Origin of the sequence: Aliinostoc sp. HNIBRCY26 (assembly GCF_050235535.1) — a bacterium.
Lineage (GTDB): Bacteria > Cyanobacteriota > Cyanobacteriia > Cyanobacteriales > Nostocaceae > Trichormus.
Map to the genome: position 1 here is coordinate 5,802,281 of NZ_CP189852.1, position 21,558 is coordinate 5,823,838.

Consider the following 21,558-nt stretch of genomic DNA (forward strand, 5'->3'; position numbering starts at 1 on the left):
ATACTGTAGATGCCTATTAGTATTTAGCTGTTTTAGCACTTATGGCGCAAAAAAACATTCTCACTTTTCCAGGATTAAAGGCCATTTTCTGGAATTCCTCATACTTGAGGGACACCATTAAATAGTTAATTGTTCCATTTAGCAGCGTTTTAGGCAATCAATCCTATGCAGTTCCAATCAACCTTTACAAGTTTGTCAGCATAAATTGATTGACCTGAATAAATTCAATAGTCAACAGCTTAACATTTATATATTCAAGTTAAATTTTCTATTTTTTAGGAAATTTCTTATGGATTGGCATTATTTTAAAACTAAGACTAATCAACTAGGTAGAGCATAGTAAATCATTAAAGGTTGGTAGTGAGGACTTTAGTCCTCTCTGCGAGACGCACCGCAAACAGATAAGGACTAAAGTCCTTACTACAAACTCCATCCTATTTTTTTACAAAACTTAACAGATTAACTTAAATCGGGATGACAGGATTTGAACCTGCGGCATCCTGCTCCCAAAGCAGGCGCGCTACCAAGCTGCGCTACATCCCGAAACAACTTTTTTAGTATATCACTATTCTTGACAACTTACCACAATATTTAACTTTTCCATACCGATTTTGTTTAGCTCCCCCCAACAATCGGCGGCTAGCCGTTGAAACCTCGACTGCGCCCGAATTAGAAGCCGAGCCGAGTCGAAATTTCAACCTTCGCCCCAGATGAGTAAAGTTAATGAGGATACCAAAACATACCTTTGATCCCCTCTGGATCTGGCATAAAACCCATAGTTCTGTAGAAATCTACAACATGAGGATCAGCAAACAGTGTGACATTGCTAATCTCTTCACTTCTGAGTTTTTTGAGGACATATTTCATCAAAGCCTTACCCAACCCTCTACCTTGAAAGTCAGGGTGAACTACCACATCCCAAATAGTGGCATTAAAGGCATGATCTGAGGTAGCGCGAGCAAAGCCAATCAGTCGTCTTTGATTGCCTCTGACTTGCCACATGGAGGCTACGAGAAAACTATGCTCAATAGCCTTTTTAACTTTTCTTAAGGGACGACGCGACCAACCGACAGCATCACACAGTTCTTCTAATTCATACAGATCAATATCTCGCTCCGTACTGAAAACAATACGTTCCGCGCTCCGCGTAGCTGCGGAGGCATCACTATTGGAGTAAGAGTTGCCTGTAGCATCTGCTGTATGCTCTTCAAAAGAGGTTGTCTTACTTGTTGTCGCAGATTCTGATGTACTAAACCAAGTTTTCCAAAAACCCATGCCAACGTGGTTCGGGTAGTATAACTGAATTGGTTTCCACTTTTAAAAGTGTTGATTCACGTTTTCTGAAACCTGTACTATTTTTAACCTGAATTCTCAAGTTTGCGAGAAATTGTTGAGGTTTTTTGTAGCCACAGGCAGATATTGCGTGTTTCACACCAATCATCTTCAACTTTAGCACTTTGTTGTAAAGGCTAGGAGAAATTCCTGAAAAGGCAAAAATACTAGGATCGATTTGTATATAAATACTTAACGATTAGGTATTAATTACTGAAGATGAGTCAAGAGCAAGATGGGGAAGACTAAAGACAGGGAATTGGGAAAACTAGATCATTAACAAGGGGTTAGACTGTAAACCTTGACCTTGTTCGTAACAGAAACAATCCTTACACCTTGAAACTTTCACACCCAGTCCCAATTCCCCATTCCCAATTCTCTCTTTACCCCATTCCCAATTCCCAGGCGACGTAAGCAAGCGAGTTTTAACCCCAAAGATGGCTTCTGGCTTAAAATCTTCAACACTGGAACTCCTAAAACGCTTTAACCGAGCGTTTCCCCAATTTTATGAGCAATTTGTCAGCAGTGAAATTCAACTGCAAAATCTCCGGTTAGCCTATCGGCTTTATAAAACCAAACGAGCTGTAATTGAACTAAAACCAGAAGGTAGTAAAAGTGCATTACATTTTGCCTATCGCAATCAGTCATTTCTGTTAAGCGATATTTTTGGTGTGCTAGCAGCTTATGGACTAACTATCCACAGTTTGAGTCTATATGGACAGATTCGTCCCCCCATGCTCGTTTTTATCAAACTTTTGGTATCTCGTGGTAGTAAAGCCTTGACAGAGAAAACCGCCGACAATGTTTGTCGCGCCATTCGTGAAGCTTTGGGCGGCAGATTCGAGGTGGAAGAGATGCTAGCAGTAGAATTTAACTTAGATGTGGGTTTAGAACAGGTACAGACGGAATTTTACGTTGATCCGGTGTTTCATCTGCCGGCTTTAGTCATTGAGGCGGATAATCAACCAGGGCTATTTTATAAGGTGATGTACGCCATTTGGCAGGAAGACCTTTTAGTTGTTAACGCCAATTTATTAGTTTGGCGGGGACGTACAAGACTGATTCTCTACTTATTAGGGCCAAATGAAAGTTTAATTCCTGAGTATCTAGGACATAAAATTGCGGAGGGAGTGCGTCAAAGATTACTAGGTAAGTAATGGCATAGGCAATGGGGGAGAAAAAGCCAATCAATGCCTAATACCCAATGCTTTCTTAAAATTTTGTAGTTTCTGACCATAGAGAATTTTGAATTTTCGATAGTTTGTCTGGCTTTATATCCAGTCGCGCCCACTCTTAAAGGTACGATATAGATATGGCAACTATTGAAATCTTGGGTTTCCCACACGCATACGAGCTAACAGCTCCCACGTCCAGTCCCTATGCTTTGGTGTTTGTTCACGGTTGGCTAAACAGTCGTGGATACTGGCAACCTGTGATCTCTCGGTTGTCAGAGGATTTTCAGTGTTTGTCTTATGATTTAAGGGGCTTTGGTGAATCTCAGTCTCAGTTAGATACTGATTTCCCAGAGGAAGAAAGTTCCGTCAGTTCTGCCTCTAAATCCATTAGCAACCTCAATTATGCTTTTGAGTCTCTCCATACACCAGCTGCTTACGCTCATGATTTAGTCACCCTCCTGCAACAGTTAAATATTGCTAACGCTTGGCTAATTGGTCACTCTTTAGGGGGTACGATCGCACTCTGGGCGGCGGCACAAAGGCCGGAAGTAATTAAGGGTGTAGTCTGTATCAATGCAGGTGGCGGGATCTATCTCAAAGAAGCTTTTGAGCAATTTCGCTCCGCAGGACAAAAATTTTTACAAGTTCGTCCCCGTTGGTTATCTCACGTACCTCTAATTGATTTTCTGTTTACCAGAAATCATGTCTCTCGTCCATTAGATCGCTATTGGGCGCGTCAACGCGTGATTGATTTTGTCGTAGCAGATCCTGAAGCTGCACTGGGATCATTACTAGAGTCTACAACCGAAGAAGAAATCAATCGTTTACCTAAGTTGGTGTCACAGTTGAAACAGCCAGTATATTTTATAGCTGGTGCTGACGATAAAGTCATGGAACCCAAGTACGTGCGTCATTTAGCTAGCTTCCATAGGCTTTTCCAATATTGTGGCGATAATGTGATTGAAATTCCTGATTGTGGACATCTAGCCATGTTGGAACAGCCAGATGCTGTGGCTGATCATATTCGCGCCATACTGACAAAGCAGGGGTCAATGGTGAATAGTCAATAGTGAATTGGGACTGGGGACTGGGGACTAGGGACTGGGGACTGGGGACTGGGGTTTAATCTTCCCTGCATCCTTACACCCTTAACTTTGATATAACTTCATCACTTCCGTTAATGGCAGTCTAGACTCTACGCCCAATGTTAAGGGTGAGGTATGACCACGGGATAAATGATCGGCGGCGGCGCAGGCAATCATGGCGGCGTTATCAGTACAAAATTTTAAGGGTGGGAAAAGAACACGAATGTTATGTTCAGCAGCAGCAGCTTGTAAATTTTTTCTTAAGCCACTGTTAGCCGCTACTCCACCACCGACAGCAATTGTACTTAGACCATAGTCAATGGCACAGGCGATCGCTCTTTTGGTTAATGCCTTGGCTACTGTCTGTTGAAAGCTGGCGGCTAAGTCGGCTACTGGTAAGGTTTGCTCATCTTTTTCTAACTGCTGCACTAATCTTAATACGGCTGTCTTTAAGCCGCTAAAACTGCCATCATAGCGATGAAAACCCCCTCCAGGTAAAGATACTCTTCCTTCTGGCAGTGCAAATGCTTGGGGATTTCCACTCTGGGCGAGTTGATCAATGACTGGCCCGCCTGGATAACCTAAATTTAATAATCTAGCCACCTTATCAAAGGCTTCTCCGGCTGCATCATCACGAGTTTCACCTAAAGTTTCGTAAACTCCACATTCCTTAACATAGATTAAGCTTGTGTGTCCGCCGGAAACCAGTAAGCTAAGAAAAGGGGGATCTAAAGTTGGCTCACTCAAATAAGTGGCGTAGATGTGACCTTCGAGGTGATGGACTCCCAAAAATGGTTTATTGTACAAAATCGCTAAAGTTTTGGCCGCAGTCAACCCCACTAACAACGCTCCCACCAATCCAGGGGCGCAAGTGGCTGCAATACCGTCGATTTGCCCCCAATCTAGTTGGGCTTGCTCCAAGGCTTGGGCGATCGCTAAATTAATGATTTCCAAGTGCTGGCGCGATGCGACTTCCGGCACCACTCCACCATACTGCCGATGCACCGCGATTTGGGACGTAATAATACTGCTGCAAACTTGACGATTTTTAACAATTGCCACGGCAGTTTCATCACAGCTAGTTTCTATTGCTAAAACAGTTACCATTCCAGGTGTGTACCACAATTGCGACTTGTTTGAGAAGCTTTAACTTTTATTTACTTCAACTTTACTCGATTCCCGCCCAAGAGTATGATGACTTGCTAGTTAAGCAAATAAAGACTGTACAAGCCGCTTCGTTTTGTACATAAAACTTTTTCTTTTGCAATAAAAGGAAACAAATCCATGAGAAGATTGTTTGCTTTGATTTTAGTGATTTGTCTAGCATTCAGTTTTGCCCCCCCAGCACAAGCTTTGGGTGCAAACCTGACCCCCTGCAAAGACAATCCTGCATTTCAAGCACTAGCAAAAAACGCCCGTAATACTACAGCCGATCCCGAATCTGGTAAAAAACGTTTTGAACGTTATTCTCAAGCCCTCTGCGGCCCAGAAGGCTATCCTCACCTGATCGTAGATGGTCGTCTTGATCGCGCTGGCGATTTCCTAATTCCTAGCATCCTGTTCTTGTATATTGCTGGTTGGATTGGTTGGGTAGGTCGTGCTTACTTACAAGCCATCAAGAAAGACTCTGACACCGAACTCAAAGAAATCCAAATCGATTTGGGTCTAGCACTCTCCATCATTGCTACAGGCTTTGCATGGCCAGCTGCTGCCTTAAAAGAATTCTTAGCTGGCGAATTAACCGCGAAAGACTCAGAAATCACTGTTTCTCCTCGCTAATCCCAGTTAGTTCACTCACTTGTTTTGGAGATTAAATCATGGCCGACAAAGGTGATCAAAGCTATTTGATTAAGTTCATTTCTACAGCACCCGTGGCAGCAACTATCTGGTTGACAATCACAGCTGGGATTTTGATTGAATTTAATCGCTTTTTCCCAGACCTCCTTTTCCACCCCCTACCATAAATTCAGAAGTCAGGAGTTAGAAGTAAGGCAAAAGTAAAAAGTCAAAAGACAAAAGATTCTCTTCTTTTGCCTTTTAGCTTTTGACTTATATTTCTCCCTGGGTTTTCGTGGTCAAAGTGCGACCCTTCTAAATTTAGAGGCAAACGTAGAATATGCAAGCAGTAGACGCATCCAAAAATTCTCCTGGCGATCCTAGAAATCGGGAAGTTGTTTTCCCTGCTGGTGATCCACAAATCGGTAACTTAGAGACCCCTTTCAACTCTTCTCCCGCAGTCAAGTGGTTTATCAATAACTTACCTGCTTATCGCCCAGGTCTACTTCCTTTTAGACGTGGTTTAGAAGTGGGTATGGCTCATGGTTACTTATTGTTTGGCCCCTTCGCTAAACTAGGCCCACTGCGTAATGCAGATAATGCTAACTTGGCAGGATTGTTGGCTTCTATAGGTTTAGTTGTGATCCTCACAGCTTGTCTATCTTTGTATTCCAACAGCAACCCACCCAAAGCCTTAGCTAGCGTGACTGTACCCAATCCCCCAGATGCTTTTAATTCCAAAGAAGGCTGGAATAACTTCGCCAGTGCTTTCTTAATTGGTGGTATTGGTGGTGCAGTAACAGCTTATTTCTTGACCAGTAATTTGGCTATCATCCAAGGTCTAATAGGCTAATTTTAAATTTTTGGTAATTGGGCATTGGTGATTGTCAGTGATTTTTGACGATTACCGATGCCCAATTACTAATCCTGCACTATTATTGGAACAACATATATCTCAAGTAGATCATTAAAAAATACTGAAGAGTAAAATGTTTGAATATAATAACAGTTATTTGCAAAAACTTAAATTTTTCAACAGCTATTACTCAAGTTTCTCTAATACAGTTCATGGAAAATGAAGACACCTGTAAAGACTTTGCAATTTGAAAACTTTCCAGGTGTTTTGATTTTTGCAAATTATCTAAGCTAAACCGTATTACAAGCTGCTTATATCGGCGTATTACAATTTGTGTCCATAACAAAGACAAAAATTGCTTTACTTACTTTAATCCTAACTGTTCTTTTCTTTTAAGCTTTCCCGTCTCAAACGTTACAGTAATTTTGGAAGTATCCCAATTCTCCCAAATGAAAATTGCAATCGTCGTAGATCGCTGAATTTCAGTACCTCGACCCAAGATAGCCTCTACTTCCGCTATACGCATTCCTAATTGCAATCTTTCATACTCTGCACGACTAAAACGCCTGATTTCATTCTGGATAATAGGTTCTTGCCGTTTGGGATCAGCGATATTTTGACGAAAACCATAACCAACACCTGAACCAATTGCTACTCCAACGAGAAATAGCTGGACGTAACGATCAGTCAATAGGCGGAAATAGTTATTGGAATGGTTAGAATTGGGTAAACTGGACATAGTGTGACCTCCTTATAGGGGAACGCAAAACAAAAATGACCATTACCTCCTGCGGCAACAGGAGTTGATGAATTTTAGACAACTAGCGTTGATGTTGGCGCATCGACGCTTTTGCTTTGATTGCAGGTAAATTTTTCACCCACTTTATTTGCCAAACACAGCCGCTTCAATGGCATTGAGAGCCGTTTCAAAATCATCATTGACGATTTGGATATCAAACTCATTAGCCGCTTCAATTTCCTCGTGGGCGCGTTGCAGACGACGGGCGATCGCCTCTTCAGAATCTTGTCCTCGTCCCCGAATGCGTCTTTCTAGTTCAGCGAAGGAAGGCGGCAAAATAAAGATACTCAAAGCTTCAGGGAAGGAAGCCCGAATTTGTCTTGCTCCCTTAAGTTCAATTTCCAAAACTACTAAATGGCCAGACTGCACTTGACGCAGCACAGCTTCACGAGGAGTGCCATAGTAGTTTCCGGCAAATTCTGCTGATTCTAGGAATTCTCCTTGAGACGCTAACTGCTCAAACTTACTACGGCTAATAAAATAATAATTTTTGCCCTCAATCTCTCCTGGACGGGGGCGGCGAGTCGTCGCCGAGACGGAATAATACAGTTCCGGATGACGCTGTAGGAGCGATCGCATCAGCGTACCCTTCCCGACCCCACTTGGCCCGGTTAACACAATTAACTTGCCTGACACAGCACTATCTTGGGTAGTAGCACAACTCTGGATGGGTAGAACTTGCATCATCCGTTTAACCTGTGAATTCATCAAGAGACATCATTCGTTAGTAGATTAGTAATTTAATCTGGTATGTGCCTCTAGAGCAATCCTTAACTAACGAATTTGTAGCACTAGTGACAGAAAACCTCATCTAGTTCACATCGTACTGCTGTTTTGATGTCTATGGAGACAACCTCCGTCAATTTTCTACAGCATGATGCTCCCTAGAAATCACGAAGCGATTCGCTACCGTTTCTGGCTGAATTGCTGACAAAATTACGTGACTAGAATCAGTGATGATTACAGCCCTAGTACGGCGGCCGTAAGTAGCATCAATTAGCTGACCTCTGTCCCTCGCATCAGTAATAATCCGCTTAATCGGGGCAGATTCAGGACTGACAATGGCAACAACTCGGTTAGCCGAAACAATGTTACCAAAACCAATGTTAATTAACTGTATATCCATAAAAAAACAGACACCGAATGTGGTGTACAAAGCTAGTAGTGAATTTATTCCCATGTTATCCCTAAAAAAAGGGAGTTACAACGAATTCATCCTACACAGCTTGAGTTTTTTCTTAACACCTGCTTTTTTCGATAGTGTCTCAGTTAAATTGCTGAAAAATCTGTCCTTAGAGATAAGTAAAACATACCCCTAAGAGGTAGTGCTGGAGCCAGTTATTAGCAGTATCTAAAAGTGATTTGTCGGCATGGCTATAGCCTCCAAAATATCAATATTGTGGAGACAATTATCTAGAAATTCTGAGTAAATTATTTCTGTTTATGGCGAGAAGACTTTTTCAATTCTTGCCATTTTTGTCGCAATTTATGTAAGTTAGGAGTATTACCTCCATAACGCCAACTAACATAAGCTTGACAAATATCATTGATGACTTGAGCATCATTTGGTGTGTGATACTCAGAAGCTACTTTTGCATACTCTAAAGGTGTCTGTGCAGGATGTTTACCTAAACCTTTTTGGTTAGTCCATAGCAGCATTTGTTGATAAAGACGTTCCATCGGTGGTAATTTACTTAAGCCCCGACGATGTCGCCAACCTCGCCACTGCACCCAGCCTAACCAGGCTAAAAAAGCTGCCGTAGTGGTTAATATCAGCCCTGTTAGTATGCCTAACCAACCTTGGGTGAATAGAGCCATAAACCAAGCGATCGCCTTTCCTAGCCAGCTAAAAATTGCCCCAAAGACACGATTTAAAAATCCTGTGACCGGTGACGGTAGCCACCCAGCTACCCACTGCCAAAACTGACGCAACACACTAAAAGTTTGCGTCTCCTCAATCGATGGCGGAATCAGGGGATGATTAGGAATGGGGTCAAAGGTAAACCAGCCATATTTCGGGAAGTAAACTTCCGTCATGGCGTAGGCATCTGTATTTTTAACTACATACATTCCCGTAAAAGGATTAAACTCCCCGGCACCGAAACCTGCTACTAGTCGCGCCGGAATACCGATGGAGCGTAGCATCACGGTTAAAACCGTGGAAAAATGGTCTGGATAACCGCCTTTATGTTTAAATAAAAACGCTTCTACCAGGTCTTCTTTGTCATCAAAAAAAGGTAAATCTAAAGGATTTTCCGGAATCGAATAGTTTTGTTTGATATATTGAGCTAGATACAGAACTTTTTCATAGGTGGAATCTAAGGTTTTCTGAGATTTACCGACCCGTTCACGGTTGTAGTTAGCTAAAATTTCTTCTGTGCGCTGCCTAACTTTAGTGGAAATTTCTGGGGGTATCTGGAGATAATATTTGGCGATATTGGGGGGATAATCTGTACTAGCTGTTCCCAGTAAACTCCGATCGCGGTACGGGACATCAGAAATTACCGTATATGTCAAGTCTTCACCTAATCCCACAGGCGATCGCAATCCTCCCTCTTTATCCACCGCGATCACAGGTGTGGGAAAGTAAATTTCCCTGGGATAAGTCATCGCCGGAATTAAGTTAGGCAATTCGGAGACGATAGAGTAAGTCTGTATGACCTCTTTGGTTTTACCAGAGATCGCTGGTGGTGGTAAGAAAATTTGATAAGACCAAGGTGATCGCTTAATCGTTGCCACATCATCATTACGGGAAACCTCCCAACCCTTACCCGTATAGCGGTCAAAAGCCAGTACCCTCCAAAATCCTTCAACTTGCGATCGCACCCGCATTACCACTTTGGGTTTCATCTCTCCCCGCAAGTTTTGGTTAATCTTGCTATTAAAACCATAGTAAAAGCCACTGTCTAGCTTTCCTGGTTGTCCATTGCTATCAGATGCCGTACCATTCCCTTGATTATCCGCATTACCTTGGCGGACATAGCCAGGATTGATAATACTCCGACCAGTAAAGCTATTTTTCACCTCAATGGGTGAACTCACAGGAAAAGTCCGCAGTTGATAGCCAGGGAAGCGGGGTAATAATGCAAATACCACCAACCCCAAGCCCACAACCACGGCAAACAATACAAAATATGTAGGTAACTGCTTAGTTAATTTAAATGCTTTTGCCTTTGGCCTTTGGCCTTTTTCCTTAGCCAAGCCTAACTGTGAACGGTAATTCACCACTAAAGTCGGCAGGGCGATCGCTAGAAATAATAATAAAATAGGTGCAAAAGCTAAAGTCTGACTTAGGGTTGCCGCCACACCCAATAAAATTAACCCAATCACAATAGAATAGCCCAGGTTTTTACGCCGAGGCACATCAAAACCGTGTAGTATTTGCAGTTGAATTAATAACTCCGCCAAAGCCAAGCGCGTATCATTTAATTCGCCAAAGATATTCCCAAAAAAGGCTCCCAAAGCCATTAACATCCCAATGGCAATGCAAAATTTGACGGTGATATTAGCTTGACGACGGCGGTAATAACTCCAACCTGCACCAAGAAAACTCAGAGGTATTGCCCACAGACTAAAGGTCGTATTAGCCGCAATATCTACAGCCGCAATACCTGTGATTACCAACGCTAGCACTAGTACCCGCAAGGAAATGGAGTCTTCCACTTCCACCGATGGCGATTCCTGATGATCCTCTCGCCTGTAACTGACGCGCAGATGCCAAAATCGATTCAACCTGGTTAAATTAAACATTTCCAATTTCGCTAAAGCGATAGAGTAGATGCTTCATAGAGACAGATTTTCGGGAAGTTCCTGTGAGAAAATCGGAACTCCCCGAAAGCAGCCTTTGGGAATTATAGATGTCTTGTAAATTTTCATTCTCGTTGCGGGTGATTGTAGAAGCCCTAATGACCCCCGGTTGAGAAAAATATAAAGATGCCAAAGCCACGATAATTAACTTATCTGTGGGTGTTGATCAACTGTTGGTGTGCTAGCGTTGGTAATCTCACTTAGATGGTGGGATTAATTACAAAGACCAATGGTAATTGATCTAGTTCTGGACACTCAACCTCTAAAAAGTAAGTTGGGTGGAGTTGCTGACCCGCAATTTCTACACTCAAGCATCCAGGAATTGACGACTGTGCCATAGCAATGGAGTTGTCACCCCGTAGTGTCAAAATTCCTTGAGTGGGTAAATCGCCATGAACACGCAACAGCTTGGTGTCACCTTGGGAGTGATATTCTACCCGCAGATTGAGAACACCGACACTAGTTAACCAGAGTCTTTCTACAACTGGCTGACTAGGAGAAACTGGTAGAGTCAGATTCTCTAACAGTTGTTTAGCAGCCATGAGGGAGATTGCCATTTGTTGATTAGACCCTAAATCTGAGTAATCATTCTCGATATTAGGCATTGACTCTAATGGCGATCTGTGGCTAGTACGTAATACCAAGCCAGCAAGATTATTGATGGTGTAAGATTCGTTGGGGAACAAATCTTCTACCGCCTGCACTAATTTTGCCCCGATTGGTAGCGAAGATGTCACCAGTTGTTGACATTTGGCAAATAATTCTTGAAATACTTTCTCTGGTAGAGGAATGGGAAGATTCAGCTTAGATTGCTGCGCCATCCATCCCCAGTTCGGGGCAAATACTAGTGATGGCTCATCCAGAGTATCTGGATAGTCTACTATTTGTGTTTCCCAGGGAAACAAGGGTGGGTGGTTTTCGATGTGAATTTGTAACCGACGTTTGATGACGGCTTGAAAACGTTCTTGCACAGTAGGAATTTCTCCTAATAAAAAGGTGTGGGTGACACTTCCCAACTCTAACTCACCATGATTTGTACTGGTAGTTTGGTCAGGAGAGCAAATCTCCCCGATATCCTGACAATTTCCCTGATGGTTTTCTGGGGGGTTGATACTACTATCCAGAAAACCGCGTAGGTAATTTTGTAGGGATTCTGAGTCACTATTCATGAGTGGATGCACTTGATCCGGATACTAAGGAATTACGAATTTCCCAAGCTTGTTCCAAAATTTTGAACCACCGTTTTTGTAGTTGTGCCATTGATAACCCTAGAGTTTTCGCTATTTTGTCATCGGCTAATCCTTGTTGTTTTAAGTCTAGTAAAGCTCTCTGTTTCTCGTCTAGCTCAGAAGTATAGGCTTGCCACTGCTGAGGAGTTAGACCCAAATTGGTGTGCAAAGAAGCCTCTAACCATTCGTGTACCAATTCCCAACGATGTAGCAAAGCAAACCTGATGAGATGATACTTGAAGCGTTGTTGTAAGTAATCTCGCTGACGTGGAGTTAAGCCTAAAACGTTTTCAATTTCTTGGGCTGACATATCCTGGAGACGCAGCGAAAAGTAATCAGCACAGTCAGATTGATCACGTTGTTCCAAATAACTCATTAATTCCGAAATCACAACGGAACGCAGTGTATCTTCTTCTGGTTCTGGTTCTGGTTGGGTAGCCATTGCCGCCCGTAGTTGCTGAACTGCTGGTTCTTCCCAAGAACCATCACCTTCATTGCTGCTACCTTCTGCGGCTTGTTCGATATCAACGTTAGTTTCTGGAGGTTGTTGTTGGGAAAAAGTTTGAGCGCGGAGAATAATCAACTGCTGCTGGCGACCTGGGAGGGGAATCCGCCGTTTACCGTAACGTTCGGTAAATGCCATGTACTCCGCTAGTTCTAAAAGAGTTTTCGGGCTGTAGGTGGGGCCGAGTTGATTTTCTCGACGGAAGGCGTTTAAGGCTTCTAAATAAAAACTTTGTAGGAAATCTTCTATGATTGTCAGCCGCCCTTGATAGCTCAATTGGCGTTGGGGAGGATTAATGTAACGATAAATAATGGCACTTAATGTACTGTGTAATTCAACTCTGCCCCGGTTAGAGCCTAGTTGATAATATCTCAAACATTGCTGTAGTCTGTGTTTAGCCAAGGTCATGGCAGAATTTTCTACAGCACCAGAGGCTTGAATACGTTTACTTTCGCTACAAATCCTGTATACTTCGGTAGTGATGCGATTGGCTACATCGCGACAGTTCTGATCTGAGGCCTTGGTGAATTGCTGTAGCTCTTTGTAGACAAGTGGGAAAATCACTTCTACACCGATAGTATTTTCTCCCAGAGCATTGGCGGTTGGAATAGTTGCTGTTGCGGCTGAATTCATAGTCTCGGTTTTCAAAAGACCCTATACATAAACTTAAATAGAACTTGTGACGGAGTGGGTGTTGGCTTTATGGTTTTGCGTATCAGCTAAACGCTACCCCATCCTTAGACTCAAGGATGTGGCTGATTTTATTATTCCCAACTGTAATGGGATCAATCACATGGCGATAAATTTTATTGCCTCTACCCAACAGACGTTAACAAGTCATTATGGATTTAGAAACACAAATTCAATTGCTGATTAACAATGCACCCAGTGATGGTGTTACACCTCATCTTGTTGCAGCAATTGCTCCTGTACTTGTGGCGATCGCTCAAAAATTACGTCATTCCCAGTACCATATTCTCCAAGATGGGGAGGGTAGCTGGGTCTTGACTACGTTGAGCAAGCGTAGCAACCCAGGAATCGAAAAGCGTGTGGTTTACGCTTTCCCTACCATACAGGATGTTTCCCTAATTTCACCTGCTGGGCTTGACCCTCACCTGACCCCTAAAATTGTTCCCGCAACGCACATTTTGTTCCAATTGGTGGCATTAGAACCCGTAGATAGTATCGTTTTTTTGGAAACGCCGGGTAAAACCACTCATTCGTATGAGGTCAAGCGTTCTCAATTCCAGAAACTCATACAGAAACAGTTACGACAACAGCCCAAGAGTACAAACGTACCTCCTGATATTGCCTAAAAAAAATGGTGATGCTGGCTGTTTTCAATACACGCCAACATCCCCAAATTTTGCTCAAAAAAATCTCAAAAATTTTTGCTAAAAATCAAAAAATTTTTTTCCCGTTAGGGAAGTTGGATCTTTAGTCTCTACTTTTTAGCCAAGCAGTTAACCGATTTTAGATTTTGGATTGACTGCACCCATCACGCAATGCAGCTTGGGGATTCTAGATTGACTATCCTCTTCACGGGACAGGCCAGCGAACGTAGTGAAGTTAGCCAGTAAGCGCAGGGAGTATTCGAGATTTGTTCTGCTCACTCTCTGGCGGGGCTTGCACCAGAAACAATCGAAAATCCGAAATTTACAATCCAAAATTTGAATGTCAACAGATTAATACAATCTGCTCAATCCATATTCCGCAATATTGATTAATGTCTGGTGAGATTCTGACGGTGGAAGAACGGCTAAATGGTCAATTGCCAACTTAGTGTGGTGAGCAGCTAAATCTCTGGCTTTCTGTATCCCCTGGCTAGCCTGAACTAAATCTAGTGCTTGTTCTAAATCACCGGCTTGGGCAAATTCTCGCTCTATTAACACCTCCAAATAGGGTTTTTCGGCTAGAGCAAACAACACGGGTGCTGTGAGATTCCCACTTTTGAGATCCGAACCGACGGGCTTACCCAAGGTATCGGCGGTACTGGTGAAATCTAAAATGTCATCCACAATCTGAAAAGCTATGCCAAGATGACGACCATAGGCGTACAAATGTTCTGCAACATCCCCAGCAACTTCGCTGAGGATTCCTGCCGCTTTAGCACTGTTAGCAACTAAGGAAGCAGTTTTGTAATAGCTTTTTTGGATATAAGTTTCTATGGAAATACTCGCGTCAAACCGATTCAATCCTTGCTGAATCTCCCCGGTTGCCAAATCCATGATGACTTCTGACAGTAGTTTGACGACTTCTAAGTTGTCTAGGTTGGCGAGATACCAAGATGATTGAGCAAAGAGAAAATCGCCAGCGAGGATGGCAATGCGATTACCAAACAAACTATGAACGGTAGGAACGCCCCGCCGGACTTCTGACTCGTCTACCACATCATCATGTACCAAGCTAGCTGTATGAATCATTTCGGTGATTTCTGCTAGCCGACGATGGCGTGGTGTAATGTCTTGGTCTAACATGGTCGCCCGCGATATTAATAGCACGATCGCTGGTCTAATACGCTTTCCCCCAGCCCCGAAGAGATGTTCGGCGGCGGCAAACAGAATGGGGTGGCGATTTCCAACTAGCTGTTTGAGGTTATCTGCTAGTATTTGCAGGTCTGCTTCCACTGGGGCAAACAGAGAGGTGGCTGGGGTCATGGGTGGGCGGACTCTGACTTTAGTTACGAAAGTTTACATATCCTAATGTTTATTCTAAGATAAGCCTGTGCCAGCGCAAAGTTTTGCTCGGATAATTGAGAATAATAAATATTGAATATGTATCATTACCTATGGTTTAGAACGAATTTGATTTAAGTATTGTTACCATCTAATTTTCCCTAGTTTTATTAAATACTCAGTATAATTCCTTAAAACTCTGGCTGAGAAAGACTATATTTTATGAGTTCTAAATCTTAAAGTCGTTTATTAAACATACTTAAATGTATATTTATCTAAATTAAGTGATACCAATGAAATATTAGTTATTTTTATGTATAAATTAATGACTTCTTGTATCTCTGTAAGTAGCTAAAAAATTTGAAATTTCGCCTCAAAGTTGGCTTCGTTATGTTACCCTATAATCTAGGGATTTTAAATTTTTCAAGTATTCACGCCACAACAGTAATTCACTTTTGAGTGAAATTGCTTCTTCAGTGTTGTGAGTTACAGATATAATTTCCTTCAACATCAATCAGGGGAATTTTCTCTTGACTTGTGATTGTCGCGAAAGTTTCTTGGCTAGGGAGATAAGTGAAGTTTTTGAGAAGCGTTGTTATACGCTTCTAGTTTGCTTTGAGCGTAAGCTTTCTTCCAGTTGTCAAGATATCAGCAAAAATCAAGCAGACTAGGTAAGCTGCTGAGGAGTGCGGTATTGCGTCACAGTTAAGTGGCGTACTATTTGCTGTCGGATGTATGGTCTGCAATCAATTAAATATCAAAACCTCAGCCGGAGAGAACTAATTACTCTGTCGGTAGAGTTTAGCGTTACGTAATACGGACACCAAAATGTTATTTGTTTGGTGCTGTTTCTGCTGCTTTTATTTAAGTTCCTAATTTCTATGAAAAGGTGCGGGTGGGATTATGGTTTACGGGAATATGCCTATGATGATTTTTATTTTAGCTGCGGGATATTTATTCACTGTTTATCTATTATTAGGTTTAGCAAAACGCACAGGAAAAAAGCCTAGTCAGTAGTTATTAGTCATTAGTTATTAGTCATTAGTTATTAGTCATGATAAATTTGGTAGATAGCTTGTCCAGGCAAGGGTAAAACCTGATTTGGGAATGTGACTATGCTTCATGAAGCAAAAATCCAGAGAATTTGACAAAGAGCTAGAATCAGCAGTGTTGATTTGATTATCTAGTGGTTAAAAATGGTTTTTTGCTAATGACTAATGACTAATGACTAATGACCCTTCGGGTTCGCTAGTTGCTCATGAGGGAAACCCTCTTCGCGAAGCGTCTCGTAGAGAAGACCGCACTAGCTCACTAATGACTATGAATATTAGCGAAATCAACCGCTTCAACGATGGGCGTAAAGCCTAACCAATTGATTCCAGATTGGGCAAACTGTTGGGGAGAACCACTAACAGCAAAGCGAGTTGGGAGGGGAGGATGAGTGTTGTTGAGACCAAGCAATTCTAGTTCTTGACTACAGGCGTTGACGACATAAACAGCAGGGTCAATGATTTTGACTTGAGTTGGCAGGAGCGATCGCACTACAGGAGCCAGTAAGGGATAATGAGTACAGCCATACACTAAAGTATCAATATCTTGTTGCAGCAAAGGTTCTAAATAAGATTTAGCAACTTCTGTAGTGTAGGGGTCATAAATACGATTCTGCTCAATGAGTGGGACAAACTCTGGACAACCAACTTGCCACACTTCTACTTCTGGGTTGATTTCTAAGATGGCGTGCTTGTAGGCGTTGCTTTTAGCTGTGGCTGGTGTGGCGATAATACCGATGCGCTTACCTTGTTGGACGGCGGCTTTAGCTCCAGGCAGAATCACCCCCAAAATTGGGATGTCATATTCTGCACGGACTGTTTCTAGAGCCAAGGCAGAACTTGTATTACAAGCCATAATCACCATTTTCACCCGTTGCTGCTGCATCCAATCGAGGATTTCGCGCACAAACTGGGTGATTTCGGCTTGGGAACGAATACCGTAGGGTAGCCTAGCGGTATCGCCGAAGTAGATTACTGATTCATGAGGTAACTGCCGATAGATTTGACGCAATACCGTTAACCCACCAACACCACTATCAAATACACCGATGGGAGCGCGTTGAGGCTCCTGCTCTAAAAACTCGTAAAGATTACCTTCAAAACTGGAAGATGAATACACAGGCAGATACTGATTAAAAATTTGGGGGATTTAAAATACAGAATTTAGCAGACATTTGGCCAAATGACCATTAAATTCTGTAGATAGACCAATTGAGCATTTTTAATATTTTGAGTAACTTGATCATCTCTTTAAATATTGCAGGATACCACGGGCGATCGCCTCTGCCATACGATTTTGATATTCTGGTGAACCTAATCGCGGATTATCTTCCCGACCGGTCATATAACCTGTTTCTACTAAAATCGAAGGCATGGAACTCTTTCTGAGGACATAGAATCTAGCTTTACGTGTGCCTCTATCTTTAATAGTGCCAATACTTTGTAAGATACTATTGCGGACTGTTTCTGCTAAGGCGTAGCCACTATCGTAATAGTAGACTTCTAAGCCGTTGACATCAGGGCGATTATCTACAGAATTAGCATGAACGCTAACGAACACCGTAGCATTGACGCGTTCGGCAATATCGACTCTACCTTGCAACTCCACAAAGAAATCAGCATCCCTGGTCAAGACAGCTTGCACGCCGTTCTGTTCTAAAATGGCGGCTATGCGACGACCGATAGGCAAGACTACATCTTTTTCCAAAAGTCCACCCAAGCCTGGCGCGCCTGAGTCTTTACCACCATGTCCAGGGTCAATTACTACTAAGACTTTACCCCTGGGAACTGAGGAACGGGGGGTAGAAGTGTTGTTTCTGGGAATATCGATATTGGGATTTCGTGACTGAGACTGATTATCTGAAGGGACAAAGATTGGAGGTGTCAATCGGCGTGAGCCTTGTAACTCTAAAGCCAGAAGTTGGCTGCCGACTTGATTGAGTTCCCCTACCTGCACTCCGGCTGAAGGTTGTACTAAAACAACTACTGTATTGGGTGCTTGGGGTTGTAACCGGACTCTGAGAATTGGGCTATTGGCTGTGAGAGTTGGGCCTTTAACATTGGCGGCTAATTTAGCATTATTAATGGTGATCCGAAATAATCCTGTGGTTCTATCCCAACCACCTTGAGCAGATATAGGTTGATCTGCCCGAATCAATAACCGTGTACCATTTTCAGCTAATTCTATCGCTTCAATATTGGCTGGTGCATTGCTGGAGATGGTTTGTGGGTTATTCTCTCTGGGTAATGTGACAGCACTTCTATTCGGTATGACTACGAACCCACCCACACTGCTAGTGCTGACTCGCCAGTCAGAACTATTTTTATCCAGCAGCATGGTCATTCTGACAGTTTGGTTGGTGTTTTGGGTAAATTGAATGCGGCTAACACCATAACGATTGATCGAAAAGTCTTGTTGTCTCAGGTTTGGTGATAAGGATGCACCTGCAATATCAATGTTGAGTACCTGCTGATCTTCAGCGCGATTTACTCGAACTTGGGGATTACTGCCACGAGTGCGGACAAAGAAGCCATCCCCTGTAACTTGCAGGTTTTCAATTTGCGTAGTGGCGGCGAGGGTATTATTGACCTCTGGTTCGCGATTAGTGGGGGTGACTGTGTAAATATTTCTCGGAGATGGATTTGAGGGGGGTTGCTGGGCAATTTCTGGGTTATCGATGTTACTGTCTGCTACGGGTGTGGGTAATTGAACCGTCCAACGACTGGCGGTAATCCCTACAAACTTGATTTGTTGGGGGTCGAGGGTATAACCAGGGGCGAGTTCGATGACGATGCGGGTGGTTTGGGGGTCAAATTGTCCTACACGCACAGCCCGAATCGCACCCCCTACCTGCTGCGTTAACTGGGGTCTGCCGAAGGTTATCCCTGGGAGGTCAATTACTAAACGTGTCGGGTTAAAAATAAGTTGGGCTTGCGGTTGGACGCTACCTGTAGTGTTAATTTCTAGACGGTTTTGATTGGCATCAAAACGCCAAGAACTTAAACTTGTTGCCCAAGTTGGCGATGACAGTAACAATACCGTACCTACGGTTCCGGTTAGTAGCCACTCTAGTTTCACAATCTATATTCTCCTGATTCGCATTCATGAGAGCCTGTAGCAGTTATCAGTGATGCAGTTATTAGTTATGAGTGCCAGGACAGCAACTTTGATAACTGTTCACTGATGTCATCTCAACATATTCGCAAATCCTCACACCGTCACCGTCCAAACCTGGGCATGGTTGCCATCAAATTTTGTATCGGTATAAAAATACATCTGATGGCGTAGTATCTTAACACGCCCTTGTAATTTTGCCACTGGGCGATCGCGCGATTCGTTATGAGCATAACAAATTAGCGTCGGAGATATTGGAGAATCCCACGGGCGATCGCATCTGCCATTTGGTTTTGGTAAGCTGTGCTTTGCAACTTAGCTACATCCTCACGACCAGTCAAATAACCTGTTTCCACCAAGATAGAGGGCATGGAACTTTTTCTGAGGACGTAAAATCTGGCGCGTCTGATTCCCCTGTCTCTGACATTTACACCTTGGAGAATACTTTTATGAACTACACGCGCTAGACTCAAACCATTGTCGTAGTAATAAACTTCTAATCCACTCACATCAGGACGACCTGCACCTGCGGAGTTGGCGTGAATACTGACAAAGACATCCGCCCCACCACGTTCCGCCATTTGGACTCGGCCTGGCAAACTAACGAAGTAGTCAGCGTTCCTCGCCATAATCACTTGCACACCGTTTTGTTGCAAGACTTGGGCAATCCTTTGGCTAATGGGGAGGATGATATCTTTCTCCCGTACACCGCCAATCCCGATTGCGCCTGGGTCTTTTCCACCATGTCCAGGGTCAATCATCACCACTACTCTCCCTCTAGGTGCGGGGCGAGTAGGTGGGGTGGTGGGTTGAGGATTGCGCGGATCTGGTAGTTGTCCTTGGATGGGAGGTAGAGGTGGTGTAGTAACTGACCGACGAGAACCTTGTAATTGTAGAGCTAATAAATCACTACCAACTTGGTTGAGGGAACCAACTTGCACTCCGGTAGCTGGTTGGACTAAGACAATGACCGTGTTGGGGTTTTGAGTCTGTAACCTGACTCGGAGGATGGGGCTATTGGCTGTTAATATCGGGCCTTTGACGTTAGAGGCGAACTTTGCATTATTGATGGTGATCCGAAATAAACCAGTATTTCTATCCCAACCACTAGTAGCGGATAAATCTTGATTAGCGCGAATGAGCAATTGATTGTCTGCTAGATCAATAGATTGAATCGTTGCTACATCGCTGTTAACAGGTGGTCTGCTGGGGATAGTAGTAACACTTTCGGAGTTATCAGAATTAGTATTGCCTGGGAGCCTCACCACACGACTGGGTAGAATGACCAAACCACCCGCACTACTGCTACTCACTCGCCAATCTGGACTATTTTTATCTACCCGTAAAGTCATACGGACAGATGGTGTGCGGGTTTGCAGTTGGGTCAGTTCTACACGGCTGACACCATGCTTGTTGACAGTAATATTGCGCTGATTGAGACGGGGGGATAAAGTTGCACCAGCGATATCCATAAAAATGGTAGTGCGATCGCGGCTACGAATTGTCCTGACTTGGGGATTATTCCCGCTTGTCCGCACAAAAAAACCATCCCCAGTTACTTGCACGTTCTCAATTTGAGTTGAGCCAGCAGCACTAACTACATTTTCCGAAAACTCTGGTTTAGCGTCAGAATCTAGGGTGACTACGTTATAAACACTATCTGGACTAGATTCTGTGGTTTCCGCCACTGGTCTAGGTAACTGGACAGTCCAGCGACGGGGGGTAATCCCCACAAATTTGATTTGTTGGGGGTCGAGGGTATAACCAGGGGCAAGTTCTACAACGATGCGAGTCGTTTGGGGGTCAAATTGTCCTACACGTACAGCCCGAATCGCACCCCCTACCTGCTGTATAGACTGGGGTCTGCCAAAAACAATTCCTGGTAGGTCAATTACTAAACGTGTGGGACTAAAAATCAGTTGTGCTTTTGGTTGTACGTTTCCTGTAGTGTTAATTTCTAAACGGTTTTGACCGGCATCAAAACGCCACGAACTTAAACTTGTTGCCCAAGTTGGCGATGACAGTAACAACACCGTACCCACAGTTCCGGTTAGTAGCCACTCTAGTTTCACAATCCTTTCTCCTGATTCGCGTTCATGAGACCTTTCAATATCTCAACATATTGGCCTGTCGTCACACCTTCACCACCTAAAAT

At 43.3% G+C, this 21,558-nt stretch carries 18 protein-coding genes and 1 tRNA gene; 6 read left to right on the top strand and 13 right to left on the bottom strand.

Going from position 1 to position 21,558, the window contains the following annotated elements; translation table 11 throughout:
• Positions 1-469: 469 nt before the first annotated feature.
• Both ACQFX9_RS24565 and ACQFX9_RS24570 read right to left on the bottom strand, forming a co-directional pair.
• Positions 470-543: transfer RNA gene (locus tag ACQFX9_RS24565), tRNA-Pro, on the bottom strand.
• Positions 544-720: 177 nt separating this feature from the next.
• Positions 721-1,275 carry a GNAT family N-acetyltransferase gene (locus ACQFX9_RS24570; RefSeq protein WP_236143775.1) on the bottom strand — a complete coding sequence of 185 codons (555 nt, stop codon included), beginning with the start codon at positions 1,273-1,275 and terminating at the stop codon, positions 721-723.
• 494 nt (positions 1,276-1,769) lie between these two features.
• Between ACQFX9_RS24570 and ACQFX9_RS24575 the strand changes: the two genes are divergently transcribed.
• Positions 1,770-2,489: a hypothetical protein gene (locus ACQFX9_RS24575; protein ID WP_103137637.1), complete on the top strand. Its 720-nt coding sequence runs from the start codon at positions 1,770-1,772 to the stop codon at positions 2,487-2,489.
• A gap of 155 nt (positions 2,490-2,644) precedes the next feature.
• Positions 2,645-3,577 (top strand): alpha/beta fold hydrolase, encoded by a 933-nt coding sequence (locus ACQFX9_RS24580; RefSeq protein ID WP_427159201.1) that lies wholly within the window; start codon positions 2,645-2,647, stop codon positions 3,575-3,577.
• Positions 3,578-3,655: 78 nt separating this feature from the next.
• On the opposite strand, the gene tsaD is transcribed toward ACQFX9_RS24580, so the two are convergent.
• Entirely contained in the window at positions 3,656-4,699 is a 1,044-nt protein-coding gene (tsaD, locus tag ACQFX9_RS24585; RefSeq protein ID WP_427159202.1) for a tRNA (adenosine(37)-N6)-threonylcarbamoyltransferase complex transferase subunit TsaD, read from the bottom strand.
• A 177-nt stretch (positions 4,700-4,876) separates the two neighbouring features.
• On the opposite strand from tsaD, the gene ACQFX9_RS24590 reads away from it, so the two are divergent.
• From ACQFX9_RS24590 to ACQFX9_RS24600, 3 genes are all read left to right on the top strand, one after another.
• Positions 4,877-5,371 carry a Photosystem I reaction center subunit III gene (locus ACQFX9_RS24590; protein WP_103137634.1) on the top strand — a complete coding sequence of 165 codons (495 nt, stop codon included), beginning with the start codon at positions 4,877-4,879 and terminating at the stop codon, positions 5,369-5,371.
• Between the two features lie 38 nt (positions 5,372-5,409).
• Complete coding sequence (gene psaJ / locus ACQFX9_RS24595) at positions 5,410-5,556, top strand: photosystem I reaction center subunit IX (RefSeq protein ID WP_103137633.1); 147 nt, start codon at positions 5,410-5,412, stop codon at positions 5,554-5,556.
• A 152-nt stretch (positions 5,557-5,708) separates the two neighbouring features.
• Positions 5,709-6,221 (top strand): photosystem I reaction center protein subunit XI, encoded by a 513-nt coding sequence (locus ACQFX9_RS24600; protein ID WP_427159203.1) that lies wholly within the window; start codon positions 5,709-5,711, stop codon positions 6,219-6,221.
• A 367-nt stretch (positions 6,222-6,588) separates the two neighbouring features.
• On the opposite strand, the gene ACQFX9_RS24605 is transcribed toward ACQFX9_RS24600, so the two are convergent.
• The 6 genes from ACQFX9_RS24605 to hetZ all read right to left on the bottom strand — a co-directional run bounded on the left by ACQFX9_RS24605 (position 6,589) and on the right by hetZ (position 13,197).
• On the bottom strand, positions 6,589-6,963 hold the full coding sequence (locus ACQFX9_RS24605) for a hypothetical protein (protein WP_427159204.1): 375 nt from the start codon (positions 6,961-6,963) through the stop codon (positions 6,589-6,591).
• 144 nt (positions 6,964-7,107) lie between these two features.
• On the bottom strand, positions 7,108-7,710 hold the full coding sequence (gmk, locus tag ACQFX9_RS24610) for a guanylate kinase (protein ID WP_427159205.1): 603 nt from the start codon (positions 7,708-7,710) through the stop codon (positions 7,108-7,110).
• A gap of 172 nt (positions 7,711-7,882) precedes the next feature.
• Positions 7,883-8,149 (bottom strand): extracellular matrix/biofilm regulator RemA, encoded by a 267-nt coding sequence (gene remA, locus ACQFX9_RS24615; protein ID WP_103137631.1) that lies wholly within the window; start codon positions 8,147-8,149, stop codon positions 7,883-7,885.
• Positions 8,150-8,454: 305 nt separating this feature from the next.
• Complete coding sequence (locus ACQFX9_RS24620; RefSeq protein WP_427159206.1) at positions 8,455-10,773, bottom strand: transglutaminase TgpA family protein; 2,319 nt, start codon at positions 10,771-10,773, stop codon at positions 8,455-8,457.
• Between the two features lie 257 nt (positions 10,774-11,030).
• Positions 11,031-11,999 carry a PatU gene (locus ACQFX9_RS24625; protein ID WP_427159207.1) on the bottom strand — a complete coding sequence of 323 codons (969 nt, stop codon included), beginning with the start codon at positions 11,997-11,999 and terminating at the stop codon, positions 11,031-11,033.
• Positions 11,992-13,197, bottom strand: coding sequence for a heterocyst differentiation protein HetZ (gene hetZ / locus ACQFX9_RS24630; protein ID WP_427159208.1), 1,206 nt, complete (start codon positions 13,195-13,197; stop codon positions 11,992-11,994). Before hetZ ends, ACQFX9_RS24625 begins: the two co-directional genes overlap by 8 nt.
• A 209-nt stretch (positions 13,198-13,406) precedes the next feature.
• Here hetZ and ACQFX9_RS24635 point away from each other — a divergent pair, with 209 nt between their 5' ends.
• Positions 13,407-13,880 (top strand): hypothetical protein, encoded by a 474-nt coding sequence (locus tag ACQFX9_RS24635; protein ID WP_236144858.1) that lies wholly within the window; start codon positions 13,407-13,409, stop codon positions 13,878-13,880.
• A 369-nt stretch (positions 13,881-14,249) separates the two neighbouring features.
• Here ACQFX9_RS24635 and sds read toward each other — a convergent pair whose 3' ends face one another.
• The 4 genes from sds to ACQFX9_RS24655 all read right to left on the bottom strand — a co-directional run bounded on the left by sds (position 14,250) and on the right by ACQFX9_RS24655 (position 21,475).
• Positions 14,250-15,221: a solanesyl diphosphate synthase gene (gene sds, locus ACQFX9_RS24640; RefSeq protein ID WP_427159209.1), complete on the bottom strand. Its 972-nt coding sequence runs from the start codon at positions 15,219-15,221 to the stop codon at positions 14,250-14,252.
• A 1,329-nt stretch (positions 15,222-16,550) separates the two neighbouring features.
• Entirely contained in the window at positions 16,551-17,408 is an 858-nt protein-coding gene (gene murI / locus ACQFX9_RS24645) for a glutamate racemase (protein WP_427159210.1), read from the bottom strand.
• Between the two features lie 123 nt (positions 17,409-17,531).
• Positions 17,532-19,367: an N-acetylmuramoyl-L-alanine amidase gene (locus ACQFX9_RS24650; protein WP_427159211.1), complete on the bottom strand. Its 1,836-nt coding sequence runs from the start codon at positions 19,365-19,367 to the stop codon at positions 17,532-17,534.
• 275 nt (positions 19,368-19,642) lie between these two features.
• Positions 19,643-21,475 (bottom strand): N-acetylmuramoyl-L-alanine amidase, encoded by a 1,833-nt coding sequence (locus ACQFX9_RS24655; RefSeq protein WP_427159212.1) that lies wholly within the window; start codon positions 21,473-21,475, stop codon positions 19,643-19,645.
• Positions 21,476-21,558: the final 83 nt, after the last annotated feature.

Coding starts and splice junctions, on each gene's coding strand:
- ACQFX9_RS24605 (WP_427159204.1), bottom strand. CDS start 6,963: ATGTCCAGTTTACCCAATTCTAACCATTCCAATAACTATTTCCGCCTA.
- hetZ (WP_427159208.1), bottom strand. CDS start 13,197: ATGAATTCAGCCGCAACAGCAACTATTCCAACCGCCAATGCTCTGGGA.
- ACQFX9_RS24625 (WP_427159207.1), bottom strand. CDS start 11,999: ATGAATAGTGACTCAGAATCCCTACAAAATTACCTACGCGGTTTTCTG.
- ACQFX9_RS24590 (WP_103137634.1), top strand. CDS start 4,877: ATGAGAAGATTGTTTGCTTTGATTTTAGTGATTTGTCTAGCATTCAGT.
- ACQFX9_RS24635 (WP_236144858.1), top strand. CDS start 13,407: ATGGATTTAGAAACACAAATTCAATTGCTGATTAACAATGCACCCAGT.
- remA (WP_103137631.1), bottom strand. CDS start 8,149: ATGGATATACAGTTAATTAACATTGGTTTTGGTAACATTGTTTCGGCT.
- ACQFX9_RS24620 (WP_427159206.1), bottom strand. CDS start 10,773: ATGTTTAATTTAACCAGGTTGAATCGATTTTGGCATCTGCGCGTCAGT.
- psaJ (WP_103137633.1), top strand. CDS start 5,410: ATGGCCGACAAAGGTGATCAAAGCTATTTGATTAAGTTCATTTCTACA.
- ACQFX9_RS24570 (WP_236143775.1), bottom strand. CDS start 1,275: ATGGGTTTTTGGAAAACTTGGTTTAGTACATCAGAATCTGCGACAACA.
- tsaD (WP_427159202.1), bottom strand. CDS start 4,699: ATGGTAACTGTTTTAGCAATAGAAACTAGCTGTGATGAAACTGCCGTG.
- sds (WP_427159209.1), bottom strand. CDS start 15,221: ATGACCCCAGCCACCTCTCTGTTTGCCCCAGTGGAAGCAGACCTGCAA.
- ACQFX9_RS24600 (WP_427159203.1), top strand. CDS start 5,709: ATGCAAGCAGTAGACGCATCCAAAAATTCTCCTGGCGATCCTAGAAAT.
- gmk (WP_427159205.1), bottom strand. CDS start 7,710: ATGATGCAAGTTCTACCCATCCAGAGTTGTGCTACTACCCAAGATAGT.
- ACQFX9_RS24580 (WP_427159201.1), top strand. CDS start 2,645: ATGGCAACTATTGAAATCTTGGGTTTCCCACACGCATACGAGCTAACA.
- ACQFX9_RS24575 (WP_103137637.1), top strand. CDS start 1,770: ATGGCTTCTGGCTTAAAATCTTCAACACTGGAACTCCTAAAACGCTTT.